This window comes from Cyanobacterium sp. (assembly GCF_054166785.1).
In genome coordinates this window covers 51,382-70,490 of record NZ_JBSZCP010000037.1, presented here as the reverse complement: position 1 = coordinate 70,490, position 19,109 = coordinate 51,382, and the positions used below count along the sequence as shown (strand labels likewise).

The following is a 19,109-nucleotide window of genomic DNA, read 5'->3' as shown; positions in this document are numbered from 1 at the left end:
TATAATTAAATTCGGTAAAAAAAATGCAAGTCACATTAGAATGTAACACCAGACCTGAAGGCTCTAAACCAAGAGCTTTACGTCGTGAAGGGAAACTCCCTGCCAACTTATACGGCCATAGTGGTTCTGAAGCTATTTCTTTAGTTTTAGGTCACAAAGAGGCGATCGCCCTTCTCAAAAGCGCTTCCATCAACAACACTTTAGTAGAAATGACTATTCCTGAACTATCTTGGAATGGTAAAGTATTAATCAGAGAAGTTCAATCTCATCCTTGGAAAAGAACTCTACACCACATTAGTTTCTTCTGTCCTTCTGGGGAAAATCAGGTAGAGGTAGTTGTTCCTGTGAAAATTGTTGGAACTTCTATCGGTATCAAGAAGGGGGGTATCATGGAACAAATGGTGACGGAGGTTAAAGTTCGTTGCTACCCTGATAATATTCCTCAATTCCTAGAAATGGATATTAGTAAGGTTGATATTGGTAAAACTTTCCAAGTAGCGGACTTAGTTTTATCTGAGGGAATTAATGTTTTAGATGATCCTAATAAAAACATCATCGGTATTGTAGCACCTCGTAAGAAAGGTTAATTTTAATTAGTTTTTCTTTCCTTAAGCCTCTCGAAGTTATTTCGGGGGGTTTTTTTGTGAAAGTCGTAAAAATGATAAGTTATTAACATTGGTTGTAATATAAAGAACTTTAGTAATGAAAAATATTTTACTTTGTACTGATGGATCTAGCTATGGAGAAAATTCTTATAAATATACTGCATGGATAGGAAAGAGATTAGGAGCACAGGTGAATATTTTATCGGTGACAGATAATCGGGCCCAGAGCAGTGCTTCTCAGGGAAATTGGAGCGGTAGCCTTGGTTTAGGTGCTTCTGATGATTTATTACAAAAACTGGTAGAGTTGGACCATGAGAGAAACAAGTTAAATCATGTACGAGCAAAGGTGATTTTGGATCATGCCAAGGAGGTTTTAAGGCAGGAAGGAATAGAAAAGGTTAACTCTATCCATAAAACTGGTTTTTTGGCTGATTCTGTTAGGGATGTGGAGGAGAAAATTGATCTAATTGTGTTGGGTAAGAGGGGAGAAAATGCAGATTATAATTCGATTCACCTAGGGGCAAATTTGGAGAGAATAGTTCGCTCTAGTAGTAAACCTTGTTTGGTTACTCCCCGGGACTATATTTCTATTGACAAAGTTTTAATTGCTTATGATGGTAGTGCCACAGGGGGCAGAATTTTAGATTTTTTGGTTGATTGTCCTTTTATTAAGGATTTAGATATTCATTTGGTGATGGTGACTAAAAATGAAAAGGATGAGGATGCTCACTCTAAGCTACAAGGGGCTTCTACTTTGTTAACAAATGCTGGGTTTAATGTTCAATGTTCTTTATTGAAGGGAAATGAAGAAAGTGCGATCGCCTCTTACATTGAGGAGAATAATATTAATTTGTTAATTATGGGGGCTTATGGTCATAGTCGCATTAGAAGTTTAATCATTGGTAGCACTACTATTCAGTTACTAAGAAATACTAGGATTCCAGCTTTATTGTTCCGTTAAGGTAGTGATATTAGATATGATTTTTCGTTTAGGTGGGGAATGGGCAATGGTGATAATATCTCAAATATTGATTTATTTACATAGTTCACTCCTATTTCATGATTAAGCAATACCAAAATTATTAGATTTTTTGAAAATGTTATACTTATACGGGGGCAATGGCACCCTGTTCAAGTTTTTTAATTAAGTAATTTTTTGTTTACTCTTCACCGTTGCTAGTGTTTTATGTTGGAAAACTCCCATGATTCTTTGTTGCTTGACAAAATTATTGACTATATTAATGCTTCACCACAAAAAAAGATAACTTTTGCTCAGTATATGGATATGTGTCTGTATGACAAGCAATATGGATATTATACCTCAAGGGCGATCGCCATTGGCACTAAGGGAGACTTTTTTACTTCCCCATCTATATCTTCTGATTTTGCCGAATTATTAGCTAAACAAATAGAAGAGTTTTGGCACATTTTAGGAAAACCTCAACCGTTTACCATCGTGGAAATGGGAGCAGGAGAGGGAGTTTTGGCTAAAATAATTTTAGACTATTTAAAGAAAGAAAATAACTTTTTTTATCAGAATATTGAATATTTAATTGTTGAAAAATCGGACACGTTAAAGGAAAAACAACAAAAAACTACTAAGGAAACCAATCATTATATTAAATGGCAACAATGGCAAGAGATTGATTCAGAATCCATTACGGGGTGTTTTATTAGTAATGAGTTAATGGATGCTTTACCCGTCCATCGTATTATTAAAGATGGGAATAAATTAAAGGAGATTTACGTTACTGTTAATGATGGTAATTTAGCAGAAATATATGATCAATTTTCTGATAATAAGATTGAAGATTATTTAACTATTAATCAGATTAATTTGCAGGAAGATAGTTATCCTAATAATTATCAAACAGAAGTTAATTTGTTATCCATGGAAATTTTAGAAAATATAGCCAATAAATTGAAACGGGGTTATGTTTTAACCGTTGACTATGGTTATAATGCCCAAAAGTATTATCATCCCCAGAGATACGAAGGTACTTTGAAGTGTTATTATCAACATCGTCATCATAATAATCCCTATGTTAATGTCGGCTTTCAGGATATTACTAGCCATGTTAATTTTACTGCCCTAGAGGAAGTCGGGGAAAATATTGGTTTAGGAAAAATAGGTTTTACTCAACAGGCTTTATTCTTGATGGAATTGGGTCTGGGCGATCGCCTGAACGACTTATCCAGTGGTAAAATATTATTATCAGAATTATGGCAACGAAGAAGCCAACTCCACGAATTAATAAATCCTGAAGGTTTAGGAGGTTTTGGCATCTTACTACAAGGGAAAAATCTTAGTCAAATGGAGATAGAAACCCCCCTCAAAGGTTTTAGGAATTCTTCATCTTCCATGATATTGTAAATAATCTTTGAGCAATTATCTCTGGTTTCAGAAAAGGTACATAAAATAAAATAAAATTTTTTATTAACAAATCCAAAATCAGATTAAAAAACTTCCATAGGATATTAAGTAATTTAGATTTATTATGGATCAATCCATGCTAGATCAGTTTAATATATTTTTAATTATTTTGTTTAAAATCAACCAATGTTTTATGTTTACACCAGCACTTAATCTTTCCCCATGCACTTATTATGATTGCCCCTAGTAAAGAGTCTCAACATCGCATAACCATAGAATATAATAATCATCAACATTCAATTATTTTAAATAATGAAATCTATTCTATTGGCCGTCATTCTAGCAATACTATTGTAATTTATGATTCCACTATTTCCCGTTATCATTGCACCATCTTACCCGTAAGGTATAAGGACAACAAAAATAAAAAAGTATTTTGGATTATTGACGGAGACTTGAAGGGGAATAGAAGTGCTAACGGTTTATACATTGGTGGAAAAAAGTGTTTATCCCACGAATTAAAAGTAGGGGACATTGTATCTATAGGAGGAGAAAAAGTATTATTATCCTATGATTTAATTAACTTAGATAATTATGAAGATGAAGATAAAACGCAACCTTTAATGCCCGCCTCTAATGAAGATAGTTATGAGGATGAAATAATTTCTAAAGATACATTAATAACTCCCCAATATAATGAATCTAGTCCCACTAATTTTAAGAAAGAAAGATTATCTCTCATTAAAGAAGTATTACGCTTAATTCATAATGAAAAAGAAAAATTAAACCACGGAATTATTGAAGTTAATTTAGAAGGGGTAATTACCAAAACAAATACATTTTTTGATGAAAATTTTTCTAGTCTTTTAGTAAACCCAGAAGATAACCCTTTTTTAACTAACCTTTTAGAAGAAATTACCAAAACCCAAGAGCATATTTTTATTCGAGAGGTGAATTACGATAACCATGGATATACTCAATCAGCTTATATCAAACAGAATATTATTATCAGTCACATATTTGAATTTACGAACCATAATCAAGTAGAAAAAGCCCTACAGGAAAGCGAAGAAAAATATCGGGCTGTGGTAAGACAAATATCTGAAGGTATTATGCTCATAGATCCTATCACAAAGGATGTTTTAGAGGCAAATAATGCTTATTGTAGTCTCATGGGTTATGGTAGTGAGGAAATTTTATCTCTCAAGGTTTATGATCTAATTGCCGTTGATAAGGATATTACTGATAGTATCATTGATAAAATTTACCACCATCGATTGGATTTAGTGCAGGAGTCTCTTCATCGTTGTCATGATGGTAGTTTGATTCCTGTGGAGGTAAATATTAGTATGATTTTTTATAGTGCGAAGGAGGTGGTTTGCTATGCTGTCAGGGATATTACGGAAAGGAAAATATCTGAGGAGATGTTGCGTTATCAAGCATCCCACGATTTACTGACAAGGTTGGGCAATCGTAATTTCTTTAATGAACAATTATACAGGGCGATCGCCAATGCCCGTAGTTATGAGCAAAAAGTAGCAATATTATTCATTGATTTAGATCGTTTCAAGATTATCAATGATACCCTAGGACATCATATTGGAGATCAATTTTTACAAAACGTAGCCACAAGATTACAAAAAAGTCTCAGAAATGTAGATTTTATTGCCCGATGGGGGGGAGATGAATTTACTATCCTATTATCAAATATCAAAACCAATGAAGAAGTAGCAAAGGTAGCCCAAAGAATTTTAGACAGTTTAAAAACACCCTTTGAAATTTTAGATTTTCAACTCTACGCTTACTTAAGTATTGGAATTTCTATTTATCCCCAAGACGGAGATAACCCCGATACCCTGCTAAAAAATGCCGATGTAGCACTATATCGCACCAAGGAGTTAGGAGGAAATGGGTATCAATATTATCAACCTTCTATGAATCAAAAACACACAGAATTGTTACAAATAGAAAGCTCTTTATATGATGCCCTTAAAAATCAAGAATTTGAATTATATTATCAACCCCAAATAGATATTACTCATCAAAAAATTGTGGGGATGGAAGCCTTGATTCGCTGGAATCATCCTTTTTTAGGTAGGGTAGCCCCTAATAATTTTATACCCATCGCTGAACAAACAGGATTAATTTGCCCCATCGGTGAATGGGTAATAGAAGAAGCCTGTCGCCAAAATAGGGAATGGCATGATTTAGGATATTCTTATCTAAAGATTGCGGTTAATATTTCTGCTCGACAATTTCAACAAAAAAACCTCGTTTATACCATTGCAAATATCCTCAAAAGAAATAATTTATCCCCTCAATTTTTAGAAACAGAAATTACCGAAAGTAGCATTATTCAAAATCCCGATTTAGCAAAAAAAATCTTGACTCAACTAGATGAATTAGGAATCGTCGTAGCTATGGATGATTTTGGCACAGGTTATTCGTCTTTAGGGTATTTAAAAAAATTTCCTTTTTCTAAGATAAAAATTGACCAAAGTTTTGTGCGAGAGTTAAAAAATGAACAGGAAGATTTAGCCATTATCTCCGCAGTGGTTATCCTTGGTAGGGGGATGAATTTACAGGTAGTGGCAGAGGGCATCGAAACTTCTCAACAACTTAAGCTACTGGTTGATTTGAATTGCACTACGATGCAGGGTTATTATTTCAGTAAGCCCATGAATGCAAGGGATGCGACTTCTTTCTTGAGGGGGAAATTAAAGGTTAAGGGTTAATCCATACTGTAAAGAAATATTAACCTAATGTTAAGTTTTGCCAAAAGTATCGGTGAGATCAACCAAAAATCGATTTTTTTCTGTAAAGTTATTTACAATTCTTGATGATAAAAAGGATCAATTCATTGTATAAATGACTTGTCAGTTTAGAAAAACTGAAACCATATCAAAAACACCTTTATGGCCTGAAATATAAGCAGATTAAATTAACTTGATCGGTTATGTATAAAGGCTTACAACCTTTTATTATCTACCCATTAACAAGATCTTTTTTTGATTAGTGAGATACTAATTGAATAGATACTTATGGCTACGATGTGAAGTTTTGTAACAAAACTTAAAAACATATTAATCCACACATAGGAGAAACATAAATGTCTTTAGAAAGAAGTGCTAACTTAGGCTTAAGTTTTTACGAAGAAGACAACATCATTGAAAGAAAGCCTAATGATTCTGATGAGCGCACTAACCAAATTATCAATGCGGTTTATCGTCAGGTTTTGGGTAATTCTTATGTTATGAAAAGTGAGCGATTGGTAAATGCTGAGTCTCGTTTTCGTAATCGTCAATTGACTGTCAGAGAATTAGTACGGGCGATCGCCAATTCTGATGCTTATCGTAATCGTTTCTTTGAAACCTGCCCCCGCTACCGTTTTACGGAGTTAAACTTCAAACATCTTTTAGGGCGCACCCCTGAAAATCAAGATGAAATGAGATTCCATAGCGATATTCTTGATACCTATGGCTATCAGGCAGATATTGATGCTTACATTGATAGCGAAGAATATTACGAGGCATTTGGAGATGACATCGTGCCTTATTTCCGTGGCTATAAAACCGAGAACAATCGTACTATGGTAGAATTTACCCATAGCTTTGCCATGTTGCGCGGTGTAGCTAGTAGTGATTATGGTACAAACTTAAATTCCCCTGTCATCCATAAAAACGTTTTAACCCAAACCCCCATTTCTATCAAATCTCCCTCTGGTGGTGCTGCTGGGGAAGGTTGGGCATATAAAAACACTCCCCTTGATTCTGCTACCCGTCAGGGCGTAGGTGCCGATGAAGACGGCAGAATTTTCCGTGTAGAGGTAACTGGCTATCGTGCTAAAACTTTTAATCGGATACCTAAATTCTCTCGTCCTAACAAAGTTCACATGGTTTCTTACAGTCAACTTTCTGAGTTGTATCAAAGAATTCATAAACAGGGAGCTGCGATCGCATCTATCACCCCTATTAACTAACATAGTATAACTTAAGGATAATTGATAATTAATCACAAAGAACTATTAATAGCAGTAACCAGTAATGTGGGCTGACTAAAACAAAAAAATTAAGTACCTAGACAATGAAATAGTTAAAGTATGGGGTTGCCAACTCGAAAAACTCAGTTGACGTAAAACTTTGAGAGAAATAATGACCTAGATACTAGCCGTAGGGCATACGGTAGCACAGATAAGGGACTGTGTTTAAACTGCTTGTGGACTCGTTTTGACGGGGGCATCATTAGCAATAATGATGTCTAGTTAAGAGGGGACTTGAAAGAAACAAGAATCATTCGTTACAATCTTTGATTTAACGAGGGAGTGTCAATAATTATTAGTTATCCTACTTTTTTTACCCCAATAAATTTTAATAACCAAGCACTTAAAAATTGAACGTATCATAATGAGAGTCTCGAATAAGGATAAAAAAATTACTCAATCCACAGCAATTCGTAAACTACAAACATGGATAAAAAGTAAACATCTAATTTGTAGCGGAAGTTTTTTTATCTTAGAAACCGTCGAATATTCCATGATAGAAAGGTTTGAAACCTTCATCAGAGTATTAGGAGGCACCCTCATTACCGTTGACTCTAGTAAAAGAGTATTAATCGGCAACCATCGTAAAGTAATCCTCTATCAAGCTAAAGCAAGTCTGCATACTCCTCACCATGACTTAAGGGATTATTGGAAAGAAAATGGTTGCAACTATACCTATTTTGATGAGCGCCGAGGCTTTGGGGGTGAAAGCTCTATCTTATCCCAAAGTTGCTCAATATGACGACAGGCTTCTTGGGAAGATAACTTACCATTACTATGAAGGGCTGAGATGTAACCTACTCGGTGGGTAAATTCTTGTAAGTTGCTATTAAAAAGAAATCCTTGCAAATAATCTTGTCCATGATAAGGAGTTTTTGGGCAAAGAAAATCATTTCGAGAAGTTGTGGAAAGATTTTTCATAGTTTAACCTCTATACTACTTATTTACGTTGTAAAGTTAATCTTGGATTAATCTTATCTTAACCAAGTTTTAACCTTATCTTAACCTAACACAAAAAAATATCCCACCCATGGCATCAAAACTTAATAAGTAGATGGTACATAACAAACTTGAGAAATTTCTAACCCCTACCTCAACGACTCCATTTTTTTTCAACAAGCCCTATTTACTTTCCAATACAAAAACGGCTAAAAATTCTGTCCAAAACTGACTCTGTAACTTCTTCTCCCGTAATTTCCCCCAAGGCTTGGATAGCAATGCGTAAATCGATAGTCCAAAAATCGAGGGGTAATTGATTGTTAATGGTTTCCTCTACCTGAGTTAGGGATATTTTTGCACGGGTGAGGGCAGCGCCTTGTCTTTGGTTAATGGCGATGTCTAAATCTTGGGCTTGGGTAGTGCCTATTTCCACGGAGTTGATGATGGCATTTTCTAAATCCGTAATCCCTTGGTTAATGGTGGCAGAGGTTTTAACTATCTGTTTTATTTCTGGGGGATAGTTTAAATTTTCCTTGGCAATGTCAATTTTATTAATAATCAGAATGAGGTTAAGATGTTTTATTTGTTGGTAGATTTCCTCATCTTCTGCTACCCACCCCGTTTCAGCGGAGATGGTAAAAAGCACCAAGTCAGCTTGATTCACTGCTTTTAGGGAGCGCATTACGCCGATTTTTTCTACGGTGTCTTCGGTTTCCCTAATCCCTGCGGTGTCTAATACTTGGATGGGGATACCATTTACTACCAACTGAGATTCTACCACATCCCTAGTAGTTCCGGGGAGGTCTGTGACTATGGCACGATCGCACTTACTCCAAGCATTCAACAAACTCGATTTTCCCACATTAGGGCGCCCCACAATGGCAACTTTTAAACCACTGCGCAACAATTCCCCTTGCTCTTTAGTAGCTAAAATATGTTTTATCTTCGTTAAATTTTGTTCCACATCCCCAATAATTTGCCCTTCATCGAGGGGGGGTAAATCATCCTCAAAATCAATTCTTGCCTCCACTTCTGCCAAAATATCCAAAAGATTATGGCGCATATCCCGAATGGGTTGGGCGAGTTTACCCTGTAATCCTGCCAGGGCAACTTGGGAAGCATGGGCGGATTTTGCCCCCACCATCTCGGCAATACTTTCGGCTTGGGTTAAATCAATTCTACCGTTGAGAAATGCCCGAAAACTAAACTCCCCCGCATTAGCCAACCTTGCCCCATATTCTAAGCATAATTCTAATACCTGTTGTACGGGAATAATACCCCCATGACAATGAAACTCTATCACATCTTCCCTTGTAAAGGAGCGGGGAGATTGCATATAAATTAGCAGGGCTTCATCAACCACTTTCTCACTCACGGGATTTTTGACATAACCATAGATGACTTGATGGGATTGCCATTTTGGTTTTCCTTGGGGTGAAAATATTTTCTGAGCAATTTTTAGGGCATCAATACCGCTTAATCTTACTATACCAATACTACCTTGATTTGGTACTACCGCAGAGGCGATCGCAACTATGGTATCTTGTTGAATGATGTTTTTCACAAACAAAAAGGGGAATGGGGAATGGGCAATGGTAATAGAAATTAATATTTAGGTTGGAAGTTAAAATTTTGATGTTAATTTTAAGTAAAAGTTCTTCAAAGGTGACACAACCATGATTAAGATGGACAACCAAGAATAAGTTGAAAAATAAATTTCATTATCCATTCTCAATTATCCATTATCAATTATTTACCTAGTTTTGCTCATTACGTTTAGCAAGGAAAGTTTGTAACTGACTGATAGCCACAGCACCAATATTAAAAACAGCCCAACCGGCGGCAATTCCTAGAGGTAACAATACAACAACAATTCTCCAGTCCATTTTTACTTCTCCAGTTTTTTCTTATAAATGTATTAAATTGATGTTATCGCCACGTAAAAGGGCGAATTTTTAAATTCTTCTTACTCTATGATCTCACAATAATCTGCTTTTGTCCACGGTATGAAGAAAAACTCCTATTCTATCCACCGCCTCTTGCAAAACTTCCAGAGGTTGCACGAGGGCAAACCTTACATAGCCTTCCCCTTGCTTCCCAAACCCTGCCCCGGGGGAAAGGGCTACCCCTGTTTGTTCTACTAAATCCACACAAAACTTAATAGAATCGGTTTCGTAGGAGGGGGGCAATTTTGTCCATAGATAAAGGGTGGCATTAGGCGTATTTACTTCCCAGCCAATTTTATGCAGGGCGCTAACTAAAAAATTTCGTCTTTGCCGATAAATGTCAACGGTTTCTTTTACACAGTCTTGGGATGAGGTGAGGGCTACCATGGCACCGTCTAAAATACCTTTATATTGGTTAAAGTCCACCACGGATTTTACTTGTTTAAGGGCGGTAATTAATTGACTATTACCCATGGCAAAACCGATTCTAAATCCTCCCATATTATAAGACTTGGAAAAGGTAAAAAATTCAATGGAAACTTTTTTTTCTGGGTCACTTTGTAGGATAGATGGGGGAATTTCTTTTTCAAAATAAATATCTAAATAGGGAAAATCATGGACTAAAACAAGGTTATTTTGCTCACAAAAATTGACCGCTTTTTCAAAAAAACTTTTAGGGGCGATCGCACTGGTGGGATTATGAGGATAACTTAAAATCATCATTTTTGAGCGAGATAAAATATCATCGGGAATCTCCTCAAATTGGGGTAAAAAATCATTTTCTGCTAATAAAGCCATGGGATAAATATGCCCCCCTGCCAGATATACCCCCCCCGCATGGGATGGATAACCCGGGTCTAGCACAAGGGCGTAATCCCCTTCGTTTAATACCGTTAAGGGTAAATGGGCTGTACCTTCTTGGGAGCCAATGAGGGGCAAAATTTCCGTATCAGGGTCAACTTTTACCCCAAATCTTTCTTCATACCAATCTGCTACAACTTGCCTAAATTCTAATGTGCCTCGGTGTAGTAAATAACCATGGTTAGCGGAATTATCCAAAGAAGAGGCGATCGCCTTTAAAATGTGTTTAGGAGTAGGTAAATCTGCCGAGCCTAGGGATAAGTCAATTAATTTTTTACCATTTTTTATTGCTTCAGATTTTGCCCTATCCATATCAGCAAAAACATTACTTTTTAATGGTTTAATTCTTTGGGATAATTTCATGCTTTTTTGATAATTTTAATATTTAAATTAAGTTGCTTTATCTATTATTTTCCCCTAACAAGGGGTTTAAACCCCTTGCCTAAATATTTCTCAATGTTGACAAAAAATTATTAACAAAAATTAGACAGAAGATTCCACAAACTCTTGCAACTTTTGTTTCCCAATGGCCCCTTCATGGGAGCTAACAATGTTACCATTTTTGAAGATTCTTAGGGCTGGTACCCCCTCTACTTTACAGGTTGCCACACTATCAGGACTAGCATCAACCTCTAACTTTACCACCTTAAGGCGATCGCCATAGTTATCAGCCACCCAACTAACCGAAGGAGAAACTAAACGACAAGGACCACACCAAGGCGCCCAGAAATAGGCCAAAACCGTCTCGTCAGCCTTAACCACCTCATCATTAAACTGGGAATCCTGAATTTCGATTACTTTACTCATAAATTTCTAAAAATAGGAAGGGTAAATTAAAAAGATAATCTTATCAATGGCAGACTATCTAAGATAACAGAACACCTTCTATCTTATCGCTACCATGGATTGAGAATCAACATCAAAGCAATTTAATCATGTTATTTTTCTTTATAAAAGTTTAACTAATCACACAATTAACCTTAGAGTTAAAATAATTAAATTTTTATGAAATTACTGTAATAGTAAAGTAAGATTTAAGGATAAATGTTAGAATATTAGATGCAGTATTAGGGTACTTTCATTCAATATTTAAAAATCATCTATTCTGTACTTTTAATTTAGTCTTCAGACAAGATTTTTCCAGAAAGATAAAACTATTGAGCATCTTAAGTATTATCAATTACCGAAAAAAAATATTTTCTAAATTAAGATCATCAACATAAAGTTTTGACGCTGTTTTGAAAAAATAAAATGACCGAAGAAAATATTCTTATCTACAGATTAGAGCATGAATGAAAAATCATCATACTTTGTCACAAAAAAATCATCCATCGTATCAGGAGATGTAATGGTCATGAATAAAATTTTATCAGCAACCATCAAAACTGCCCTCATATCCGCCACCGCCCTAGGGGGAATGTTATTACCCAGTGGACTAAAACCCAATGCCCCCGCCGTAGCCCAAAGTAGCCGTGCCGTGGTATATGCCCCCCCATCCAACGTCAGAGCTACCCCCAACGGTACCATTATCTGTAGTGTCAGAAATGTTAGAACCATTAATATCTACGGACAAAACAACGGTTGGTATGTAACAGACGCTTGCGGTAGAACAGGTTATATCCACCATAGCCAAATCAGTTTTCAAAATACCCATACTGGATCAGGAGTAAGGGCTGGACTGTGTTATGTTACTAATATTAGGACAGGGCAACTAGCCGTGAGACACTCTCCCGGGGGAGAATCTTTTGCTGGTTTAAATAACGGTAATACGGTTCAATATATTAGGGGTAATAGCCCTTGGTATCTGGTGACTGTGGTTAATGGCCCAAATAGTGCGGTAAATAATCGTACTGGCTGGGTAAATGCTAATTATTTGGATTGTTATTAAATAGTCAGAGTCAATGACAGAAGTTTTATTAGGAAAATCTTTACCCGAATTAACCGATTGGGTACAACAACAAGGACAACCATCCTACCGTGGAAAGCAGTTATATCAATGGTTATACCAGAAAGGGGCAAGATCTCTTTTAGATATTACTGTTTTTCCTAAACAATGGCGCGAAGATAATCAAAATCAGGACATCGGGCGATCGCACATAGACTACCACAATAGCGCCCCCGATGGTACAAAAAAATACCTCTTAAAACTAAAGGATGGTTTAATTATTGAAACCGTAGGCATACCCACCGCCAAACGTTTAACCGTGTGCGTCTCCTCTCAGGTAGGCTGTGTGATGGGGTGTGATTTTTGTGCCACAGGCAAAGAAGGATTTACCCGCAACCTCAAAGCCCATGAAATTATTGACCAAATTTTAACCGTCCAAGAAGACTTTGGGCAAAGGGTATCTAACGTAGTATTTATGGGCATGGGTGAGCCATTATTAAACCTCCCCGAAGTCATCAAAGCCATTCAATCCATTAATCAAGACGTGGGCATCGGCGCTCGTAACTTAACGGTTTCCACCGTGGGTTTACCCCGTAAAATTTTGGATTTAGCCGAACATAAACTACAAATTACCTTCGCCGTCAGTCTCCATGCCTCCAACCAAAAACTAAGGGAAAGCCTAATTCCGGGGGCTGTCCATTATCCCCTCAGTAAACTGTTAGCCGATTGTAAGGAGTATGTAAACACCACTGGCCGAAGGGTTACATTTGAATATATTTTGCTATCAGGAGTCAACGACTTACCAGAAAATGCCCACGAATTAGCAAGGCAAATCAGGGGCTTTCAAACCCATGTTAACCTCATTCCCTATAACCCCATCTCCGAGGCTGACTATCAACGCCCTACCCCCGAAAGAATTAAGGAATTTACCCAGATACTAGAGCAACATAAAATTGCCGTTAGTGTTCGTTATTCCCGTGGTTTAGAAGCCGATGCCGCCTGTGGACAGTTACGTAGTAATAAATCAAGGGTGATTAACAAGTAGTGGCTTATCATCTTGATTGGCGAAAAAAACCATTGAATTACAATTTTCTTGACAATGAACTAGAATCAACAAGATAATAATAAAGTCAAGTATAAATACATATGAACTTAGTGAATAATAATAATCACTGGCGTATTTTTTTGACCGTCTGTTTAGTGAGTTTAATTACCCTAACAGGATGTCAAGCCCCGTCAGACTCTGCCCTAACTGGTGGAAATAATGGCGAAGATATTGAAAATCCTATGGCTGATGTAGCCGAAAATCCGTCCACCGAGATAAATGAAACTATAATGAGTTTACCCAGATTAGAAGGAAAGGCGATCGTTGAAATGAAGGTTAAAGGGCAACCTATTACCATCGAATTAGATGGGGATAATGCACCTATTACCGCAGGAAATTTTCTTGATTTAGTAGATAAAGGGATTTACAATGGCTTAGTTTTCCATCGGGTTGTAACTGATCCGCAACCTTTTGTAGCACAAGGGGGAGATCCCCAAGGAAAAGATCCTAATTTTCCTGTGAGTCGTTTAGGTACTGGGGGTTATATCGATCCTAATACCAATTCTCAGCGTTATATTCCCCTGGAAATTAGACCTCAATTTGATGAGTCTGCCGAAGATGTGACTCCCCCTGAGATTATCTACAGTCAAACCACCGATGTTGCTCCCCAGTTACGTCATGAGTATGGGGTAATTGCCATGGCTCGTTCTCAAATGCCTGATTCTGCTTCTTCTCAGTTCTATTTTACCCTTGCTGATTTACCTTTCCTTGATGGTAGTTATGCCGTTTTTGGTAGGGTAACCAGTGGCATGGATGTAGTAGAGAGTATTGCACAGGGCGATCGCATCGATTCTGTTCAAGTAATTAGCGGTATTGAGAATCTAAAACGATAGGTTAACAATGAACGATTGAAGGTTTGGGAAATGAAGGTTGTGGTTAGTGGTGTTGGTTTAATATCCTGTATGGGGGATACCCAAGAAACTTGGGATAAAATGAGTCAAGGATTATCGGGGATTCGATTTTCTCAACCCTACGATTTTTTGCCCAAATATCCCCTCGGATTAATCAATCAACATCCTAGTACCATCGAAACAATTACCCAAAGGGTAGTCCAAGCAACCCTCAAATCCGCCTGTTTATCCTCCCCTATACCAGATATGGGGGTGGTGGTGGGTTCTAGTCGTGGTTGTCAGGGTAGCTGGGAAGTGTTTGCCCGTCAATGGTTAGAGGATAAATCTACCCCTCAAAACTGGCTAAATACGTTCCCCTGTCAACCTTCTACCATCACTGCTCAATATGTTGGCTCATTTGCCCCTGTATTGGCTCCCATGGGGGCTTGTGCCACAGGCATAGGGGCGATCGCCCAGGGTTACGAACTCATCAAACAAGGTTATTGTAAACAGGTTATCGCAGGGGCAGTGGAAGCTCCCATAACCCCTTTAACCATAGTTGGCTTTGAGAAGATGAAAGCCCTTGCCCATCATGGTTGTTATCCTTTTGCCACGGAAAGAGAAGGCATGGTATTGGGGGAAGGAGGAGCCATGGTAATATTAGAAACCGAAGAATTTGCCCTGAAGCGAGGGGCTAAAATTTACGGTGAAATTAAAGGATGGGCGACCAGTTGCGATGCACAAACCATGACAGCCCCAGAGGAGTCGGCCTATTCAGCCATGGATGCCATCAAACAATGCTTAATTCGTAGTAATCTATCCACCATTGACATTGACCATCTTCAAACCCATGGCACCGCCACAAAATTAAATGATCATCGGGAAGCCCTTTTAATAAAAAAATTATTTCCCCATCGCCCAAAAATTAGTCATACGAAAGGTTCTATCGGTCACACCCTCGGAGCAAGCAGTGCGATCGCCTCTAGCCTAACCCTATTATCAATTCATCAACAAAAACTACCCATTAACTATCAAGAAAAAGAACCAGAATACGATTTAAATTGGGTAGAAAAAACCGAAAACTATACCATTACAAACTCTCTTTGTTTTAGCTTCGGTTTTGGTGGACAAAATGCAATAATTGCCCTTAGTAGATATAGTTCCTAAGACGCTTTTTTATCAGTCAAAGAACCCTTTTTCTTACCATTATTACTATTTATTTGACCATTTTGTTGGGGTTGAACTTCCCCTTGTCGATAGTTACTTAGAGCCATCACCGTCTGAAGTACCTTACTCAATTCTTTTTCTAAACCATAAAGCTGTTGATCCACAAAATCATCCGCTTGAGTCTGAACCTTTTCTGCCTCCATCATCGCACGTTCTAAAATTTGCCGAGCTTTTATTTCCGCATTTTCGATCATTCTTTCGATGTCCTTTTCCGTCTGACGACGTTTATCTTCACATTCTTGATATATCTTTCTCTTAAGCTGATTTGCTTGGAATTGCTCCTGCTGTACCAACAAAGACTCATCCAACCTTTGAGCCGCTTCCCTTTTCGCATTATCCACTAACTTAGTGGCATAGTCTTGAGCCTCATTGATAATATAGTCTCTCTCATCGATAATTTCCATAGAATCCTGAATACAATCGGGAAGACTTCTTCTGATTTGATCTAGTTGCTCGGACAATTCCCTTTCATCAATGATTACTTTACGAGTGAAAGGAATATTTATTTTTTGATATAGTAAATTATCTAAATTAATGATTGCCTCATTAACAGGGTAGCTCATCTCGTCAATGGTAGGCTCAATCGGTTCATTTTGTCTTGGTTTTAAATTATTATTAACAGGCTGTTCGTATTGTGTCATGGTGATTTTATAATGATTTACTATAATGAAGTGTTTAGGCTGTAACTAAGATAACAATTATTGCAAGATTGATAATAGTTAAATTTACTATTATTTTGTACTAAAACACAATAGGACTTTATGGGGAATGATTAATCCTTATTTTTCTGCAACAATTAAGTTTACTTTAAATCATAAGACTATATAACATTTTTTCGTTTTTTCTTGTCAAGGATCAAAGATAGATTATTCAATCGATAATTTACCTAGATTCCTTGTAAAACGCTATAATCCAATTTTTTTTATTACACCATTAAAAATCATCTGTTTTTCAGCGATAATACCAAAATTCAATCCATCCAAAGATCAAATAATACTAAGCAATCTGGCAAAATCAACTATCAAATCACAAATTTTCAATATACACTTTAAACCTTTCTAAATCCGCTTGAATCGTCGATTCTACCACCCTACCCAAAAAAAGATTGTCCATCAGTTGACCAAGAACTCCCGGAATAGAATAAGCGATACTTAAACGTACAATACTCGACTCGTGGCGATCGTAAAAACGCACAGCCCCCCGATTAGGTAAACCGTCCACCGACTCCCATTGAATAATTTGATTTGTTTCAAGGTTAACAATACGAGATAACCAACTAAATTCAAAACCACCACTAGCTAATTTCCAACGGGATAAGTCTTTATTCTCGGGAAGAATACTAACAGACTCGATCCATTTCATCCAAGAAGGCATCTTTTCAAGGTCTGACCATAACTTCCAAACTAAATCAATGGGGGCGTTTACTTCGATTTGTACACTATGTTCTAACCAATTACTCATTTGACGATGATAAAACTTGAAGAATTGTCCTATGATAACAAGATTCTTATGATTTATTCACCATAGCCCCGTGACTCGACTAGGGGAAAACCTGAAGAATAATATATCCCATCAAAGAAGCTCCCAAGGTATAGTAGGCCGTAGGCAAAAGTAACTTGCGAATTAATACCCCCTCTCGACCAATCATCGCCACCGTAGCGGCAGCGGCAACCACATTAGAAACACAAATCATATTACCAGCGGAAGCTCCCACTGTTTGCAAACCAAGAATTAAATCGGGGGGGAAGTTGGTTTGTTGGGCTACTCCAAATTGAAATAGGGAAAACATCAGGTTACTTACGGTAACGCTCCCGGCAATAAATGCCCCAATTAAGCCCACGGTTGAAGCTAACCAAGACCAAGTTTGGGTGAATAGTCCAGAAGCCTGATTTGCTAAATAAACGGGCATACTAGGTAAATCTAGTTGATTTGTGCCAGTACCGATAAATACTTGAGCCATGGCCACTGCCCCCACTAAGGGAATTACCGCCGATAGTAGTTGTTTGCCCGCTGTAAAAAGAGCTTTTTGGGATTGGGAGGGGGATAGTTGAAACAGAGGGATGCTGATAATTACCACAATGATAAATAGGGTGGGGGGAAGGTAAAGGTGGGTGGAGCTAATTTCTACTTCGGTTCCTAAAACCTGTGACCAAGTCAAGCTAAAACTTTGTAAAAATCCTTTCAAGGGTAAAAAATCTAAACGGGATAAAAGGAGTAACCCTGCTACTAATCCATAGGGCAACCAAGCTAACCAAATAGGGAGCGATCGCACTCTCATTTCCTGTACTTCATAATCTGGACTAGACCAACTTTCTAGCCATTCACCAGCGCTAGGAAAATCCCATGGTTGTTGAATAGGAAACCAACCCTTACCTACAGCGGTAATTACTAACAATAAGCCCACCATGCCCCCCATCAAACTAGGAAATTCAGGGCCGATTAACATAGCGGTTAAAAAATAAGGTACGACAAAGGCTGCCCCTGCAAAGAGCAAAAATTTCCACTCTGACACAGCACAACGCCAATTGGGTTTTGGGCTAAAGTTTACCGTTAGGATGGTGACGATAATCAAGGGCAAGAAAAACCCTAGAACTCCATGGATGAGTGATGCTTTGAGGGTAATGTTTTGTAAAAATTGTTCCATGGTTAGTCCAGAATTTTGCAAGTAGTTACTGACAATTTCAGGATTTCCCAGCCCACGACGAATCCCCACAATAATCGGTGTGCCTACGGCTCCAAATGTGGAGGGGGTACTTTGAATAATTAAGGTTACCATTACCGAAGCCAAGGGCGGAAAACCAATGGCAACAAGGAGGGGTACACAAATCACCGCGGGGGTACCAAAGCCCGCTGCCCCTTCAATAAAAGAGCCAAATAACCAAGCGACAATAACCACCTGCACCCGTCGATCTGGGGAAATATTTAATAAGCTATTACGAATAACGCTTAAGGCTCCAGCCTGACTGATGATATTTAACAGTAACATTGCGCCAAAAAGGATATAAAGAATTTCCAAACCAATGACGATGCCTCGTAGGGAGGTGGCCATGAGCATTGCGGGGGTTACTTGCCATATTATTCCAGCGCTAATTATGGTAATCCCATAAACCATGGGCATGGCAATACTGGCTGGTTGTTTGGCGACTACCAGTATCAAAAAAATAGAGAGAATGGGGAGGAGTGCAAAAATTGTGTACAGCAATGGTTACCGTTAATCGTTTTTTCAGGTACAGTGTATCAAAAATTCACCATGAAAGTTTTTTTGTCAACCATTTACTACGTAGGGAATGGAAGGATA

At 37.7% G+C, this 19,109-nt stretch carries 18 protein-coding genes; 10 read left to right on the top strand and 8 right to left on the bottom strand.

Translation table 11 applies throughout. The annotated features are described in order from the left end of the window. Positions 1-23 precede the first annotated feature (23 nt). From ACXITR_RS07470 to ACXITR_RS07445, 6 genes are all read left to right on the top strand, one after another. Positions 24-587, top strand: a complete 564-nt coding sequence (locus ACXITR_RS07470; RefSeq protein WP_457996612.1) for a 50S ribosomal protein L25/general stress protein Ctc — start codon at positions 24-26, stop codon at positions 585-587. Positions 588-702: 115 nt separating this feature from the next. Continuing rightward, the gene (locus ACXITR_RS07465; RefSeq protein ID WP_457996611.1) at positions 703-1,566 is read left to right on the top strand and encodes a universal stress protein; all 864 of its coding nucleotides are present in this window, start codon (positions 703-705) and stop codon (positions 1,564-1,566) included. A gap of 225 nt (positions 1,567-1,791) precedes the next feature. Next, positions 1,792-2,979, top strand: a complete 1,188-nt coding sequence (locus ACXITR_RS07460) for a class I SAM-dependent methyltransferase (RefSeq protein ID WP_457996610.1) — start codon at positions 1,792-1,794, stop codon at positions 2,977-2,979. A 233-nt stretch (positions 2,980-3,212) separates the two neighbouring features. Beyond that, positions 3,213-5,714, top strand: coding sequence for an EAL domain-containing protein (locus tag ACXITR_RS07455; RefSeq protein WP_457996609.1), 2,502 nt, complete (start codon positions 3,213-3,215; stop codon positions 5,712-5,714). A 374-nt stretch (positions 5,715-6,088) separates the two neighbouring features. Then, entirely contained in the window at positions 6,089-6,958 is an 870-nt protein-coding gene (locus tag ACXITR_RS07450) for a phycobilisome rod-core linker polypeptide (RefSeq protein ID WP_457996608.1), read from the top strand. A gap of 424 nt (positions 6,959-7,382) precedes the next feature. Then, positions 7,383-7,760, top strand: a complete 378-nt coding sequence (locus ACXITR_RS07445) for a hypothetical protein (protein WP_457996607.1) — start codon at positions 7,383-7,385, stop codon at positions 7,758-7,760. Here ACXITR_RS07445 and ACXITR_RS07440 read toward each other — a convergent pair. The 5 genes from ACXITR_RS07440 to ACXITR_RS07420 all read right to left on the bottom strand — a co-directional run bounded on the left by ACXITR_RS07440 (position 7,694) and on the right by ACXITR_RS07420 (position 11,571). Then, complete coding sequence (locus tag ACXITR_RS07440; protein ID WP_457996606.1) at positions 7,694-7,939, bottom strand: DUF7219 family protein; 246 nt, start codon at positions 7,937-7,939, stop codon at positions 7,694-7,696. The two genes, ACXITR_RS07445 and ACXITR_RS07440, sit on opposite strands and share 67 nt — an antisense overlap. A 205-nt stretch (positions 7,940-8,144) precedes the next feature. Beyond that, positions 8,145-9,521, bottom strand: coding sequence for a tRNA uridine-5-carboxymethylaminomethyl(34) synthesis GTPase MnmE (gene mnmE / locus ACXITR_RS07435; protein WP_457996605.1), 1,377 nt, complete (start codon positions 9,519-9,521; stop codon positions 8,145-8,147). Between the two features lie 193 nt (positions 9,522-9,714). Then, positions 9,715-9,843 carry a photosystem II protein Y gene (locus tag ACXITR_RS07430; protein WP_457996604.1) on the bottom strand — a complete coding sequence of 43 codons (129 nt, stop codon included), beginning with the start codon at positions 9,841-9,843 and terminating at the stop codon, positions 9,715-9,717. Positions 9,844-9,936: 93 nt separating this feature from the next. Then, positions 9,937-11,127, bottom strand: a complete 1,191-nt coding sequence (locus ACXITR_RS07425; RefSeq protein WP_457996603.1) for an LL-diaminopimelate aminotransferase — start codon at positions 11,125-11,127, stop codon at positions 9,937-9,939. A gap of 120 nt (positions 11,128-11,247) precedes the next feature. Beyond that, positions 11,248-11,571: a thioredoxin family protein gene (locus ACXITR_RS07420; protein WP_457996602.1), complete on the bottom strand. Its 324-nt coding sequence runs from the start codon at positions 11,569-11,571 to the stop codon at positions 11,248-11,250. Positions 11,572-12,118: 547 nt separating this feature from the next. Between ACXITR_RS07420 and ACXITR_RS07415 the strand changes: the two genes are divergently transcribed. The 4 genes from ACXITR_RS07415 to ACXITR_RS07400 all read left to right on the top strand — a co-directional run bounded on the left by ACXITR_RS07415 (position 12,119) and on the right by ACXITR_RS07400 (position 15,751). After that, positions 12,119-12,652 (top strand): SH3 domain-containing protein, encoded by a 534-nt coding sequence (locus ACXITR_RS07415; RefSeq protein ID WP_457996601.1) that lies wholly within the window; start codon positions 12,119-12,121, stop codon positions 12,650-12,652. Positions 12,653-12,665: 13 nt separating this feature from the next. Next, entirely contained in the window at positions 12,666-13,694 is a 1,029-nt protein-coding gene (gene rlmN, locus ACXITR_RS07410) for a 23S rRNA (adenine(2503)-C(2))-methyltransferase RlmN (protein WP_457996600.1), read from the top strand. A 101-nt stretch (positions 13,695-13,795) separates the two neighbouring features. Next, positions 13,796-14,587, top strand: coding sequence for a peptidylprolyl isomerase (locus tag ACXITR_RS07405; protein WP_457996599.1), 792 nt, complete (start codon positions 13,796-13,798; stop codon positions 14,585-14,587). Positions 14,588-14,617: 30 nt separating this feature from the next. Beyond that, positions 14,618-15,751 (top strand): beta-ketoacyl-ACP synthase, encoded by a 1,134-nt coding sequence (locus ACXITR_RS07400; protein WP_457996598.1) that lies wholly within the window; start codon positions 14,618-14,620, stop codon positions 15,749-15,751. On the opposite strand, the gene ACXITR_RS07395 is transcribed toward ACXITR_RS07400, so the two are convergent. The 3 genes from ACXITR_RS07395 to ACXITR_RS07385 form a co-directional block, all read right to left on the bottom strand. Further along, a complete protein-coding gene (locus ACXITR_RS07395) occupies positions 15,748-16,452 on the bottom strand; it encodes a hypothetical protein (RefSeq protein ID WP_457996597.1) in 705 nt (234 codons plus the stop codon). The two genes, ACXITR_RS07400 and ACXITR_RS07395, sit on opposite strands and share 4 nt — an antisense overlap. A gap of 385 nt (positions 16,453-16,837) precedes the next feature. Continuing rightward, entirely contained in the window at positions 16,838-17,272 is a 435-nt protein-coding gene (locus tag ACXITR_RS07390; RefSeq protein WP_457996596.1) for an SRPBCC family protein, read from the bottom strand. 79 nt (positions 17,273-17,351) lie between these two features. Continuing rightward, positions 17,352-19,013, bottom strand: coding sequence for an L-lactate permease (locus ACXITR_RS07385; RefSeq protein WP_457996595.1), 1,662 nt, complete (start codon positions 19,011-19,013; stop codon positions 17,352-17,354). Between the last annotated feature and the right edge of the window lie 96 nt (positions 19,014-19,109).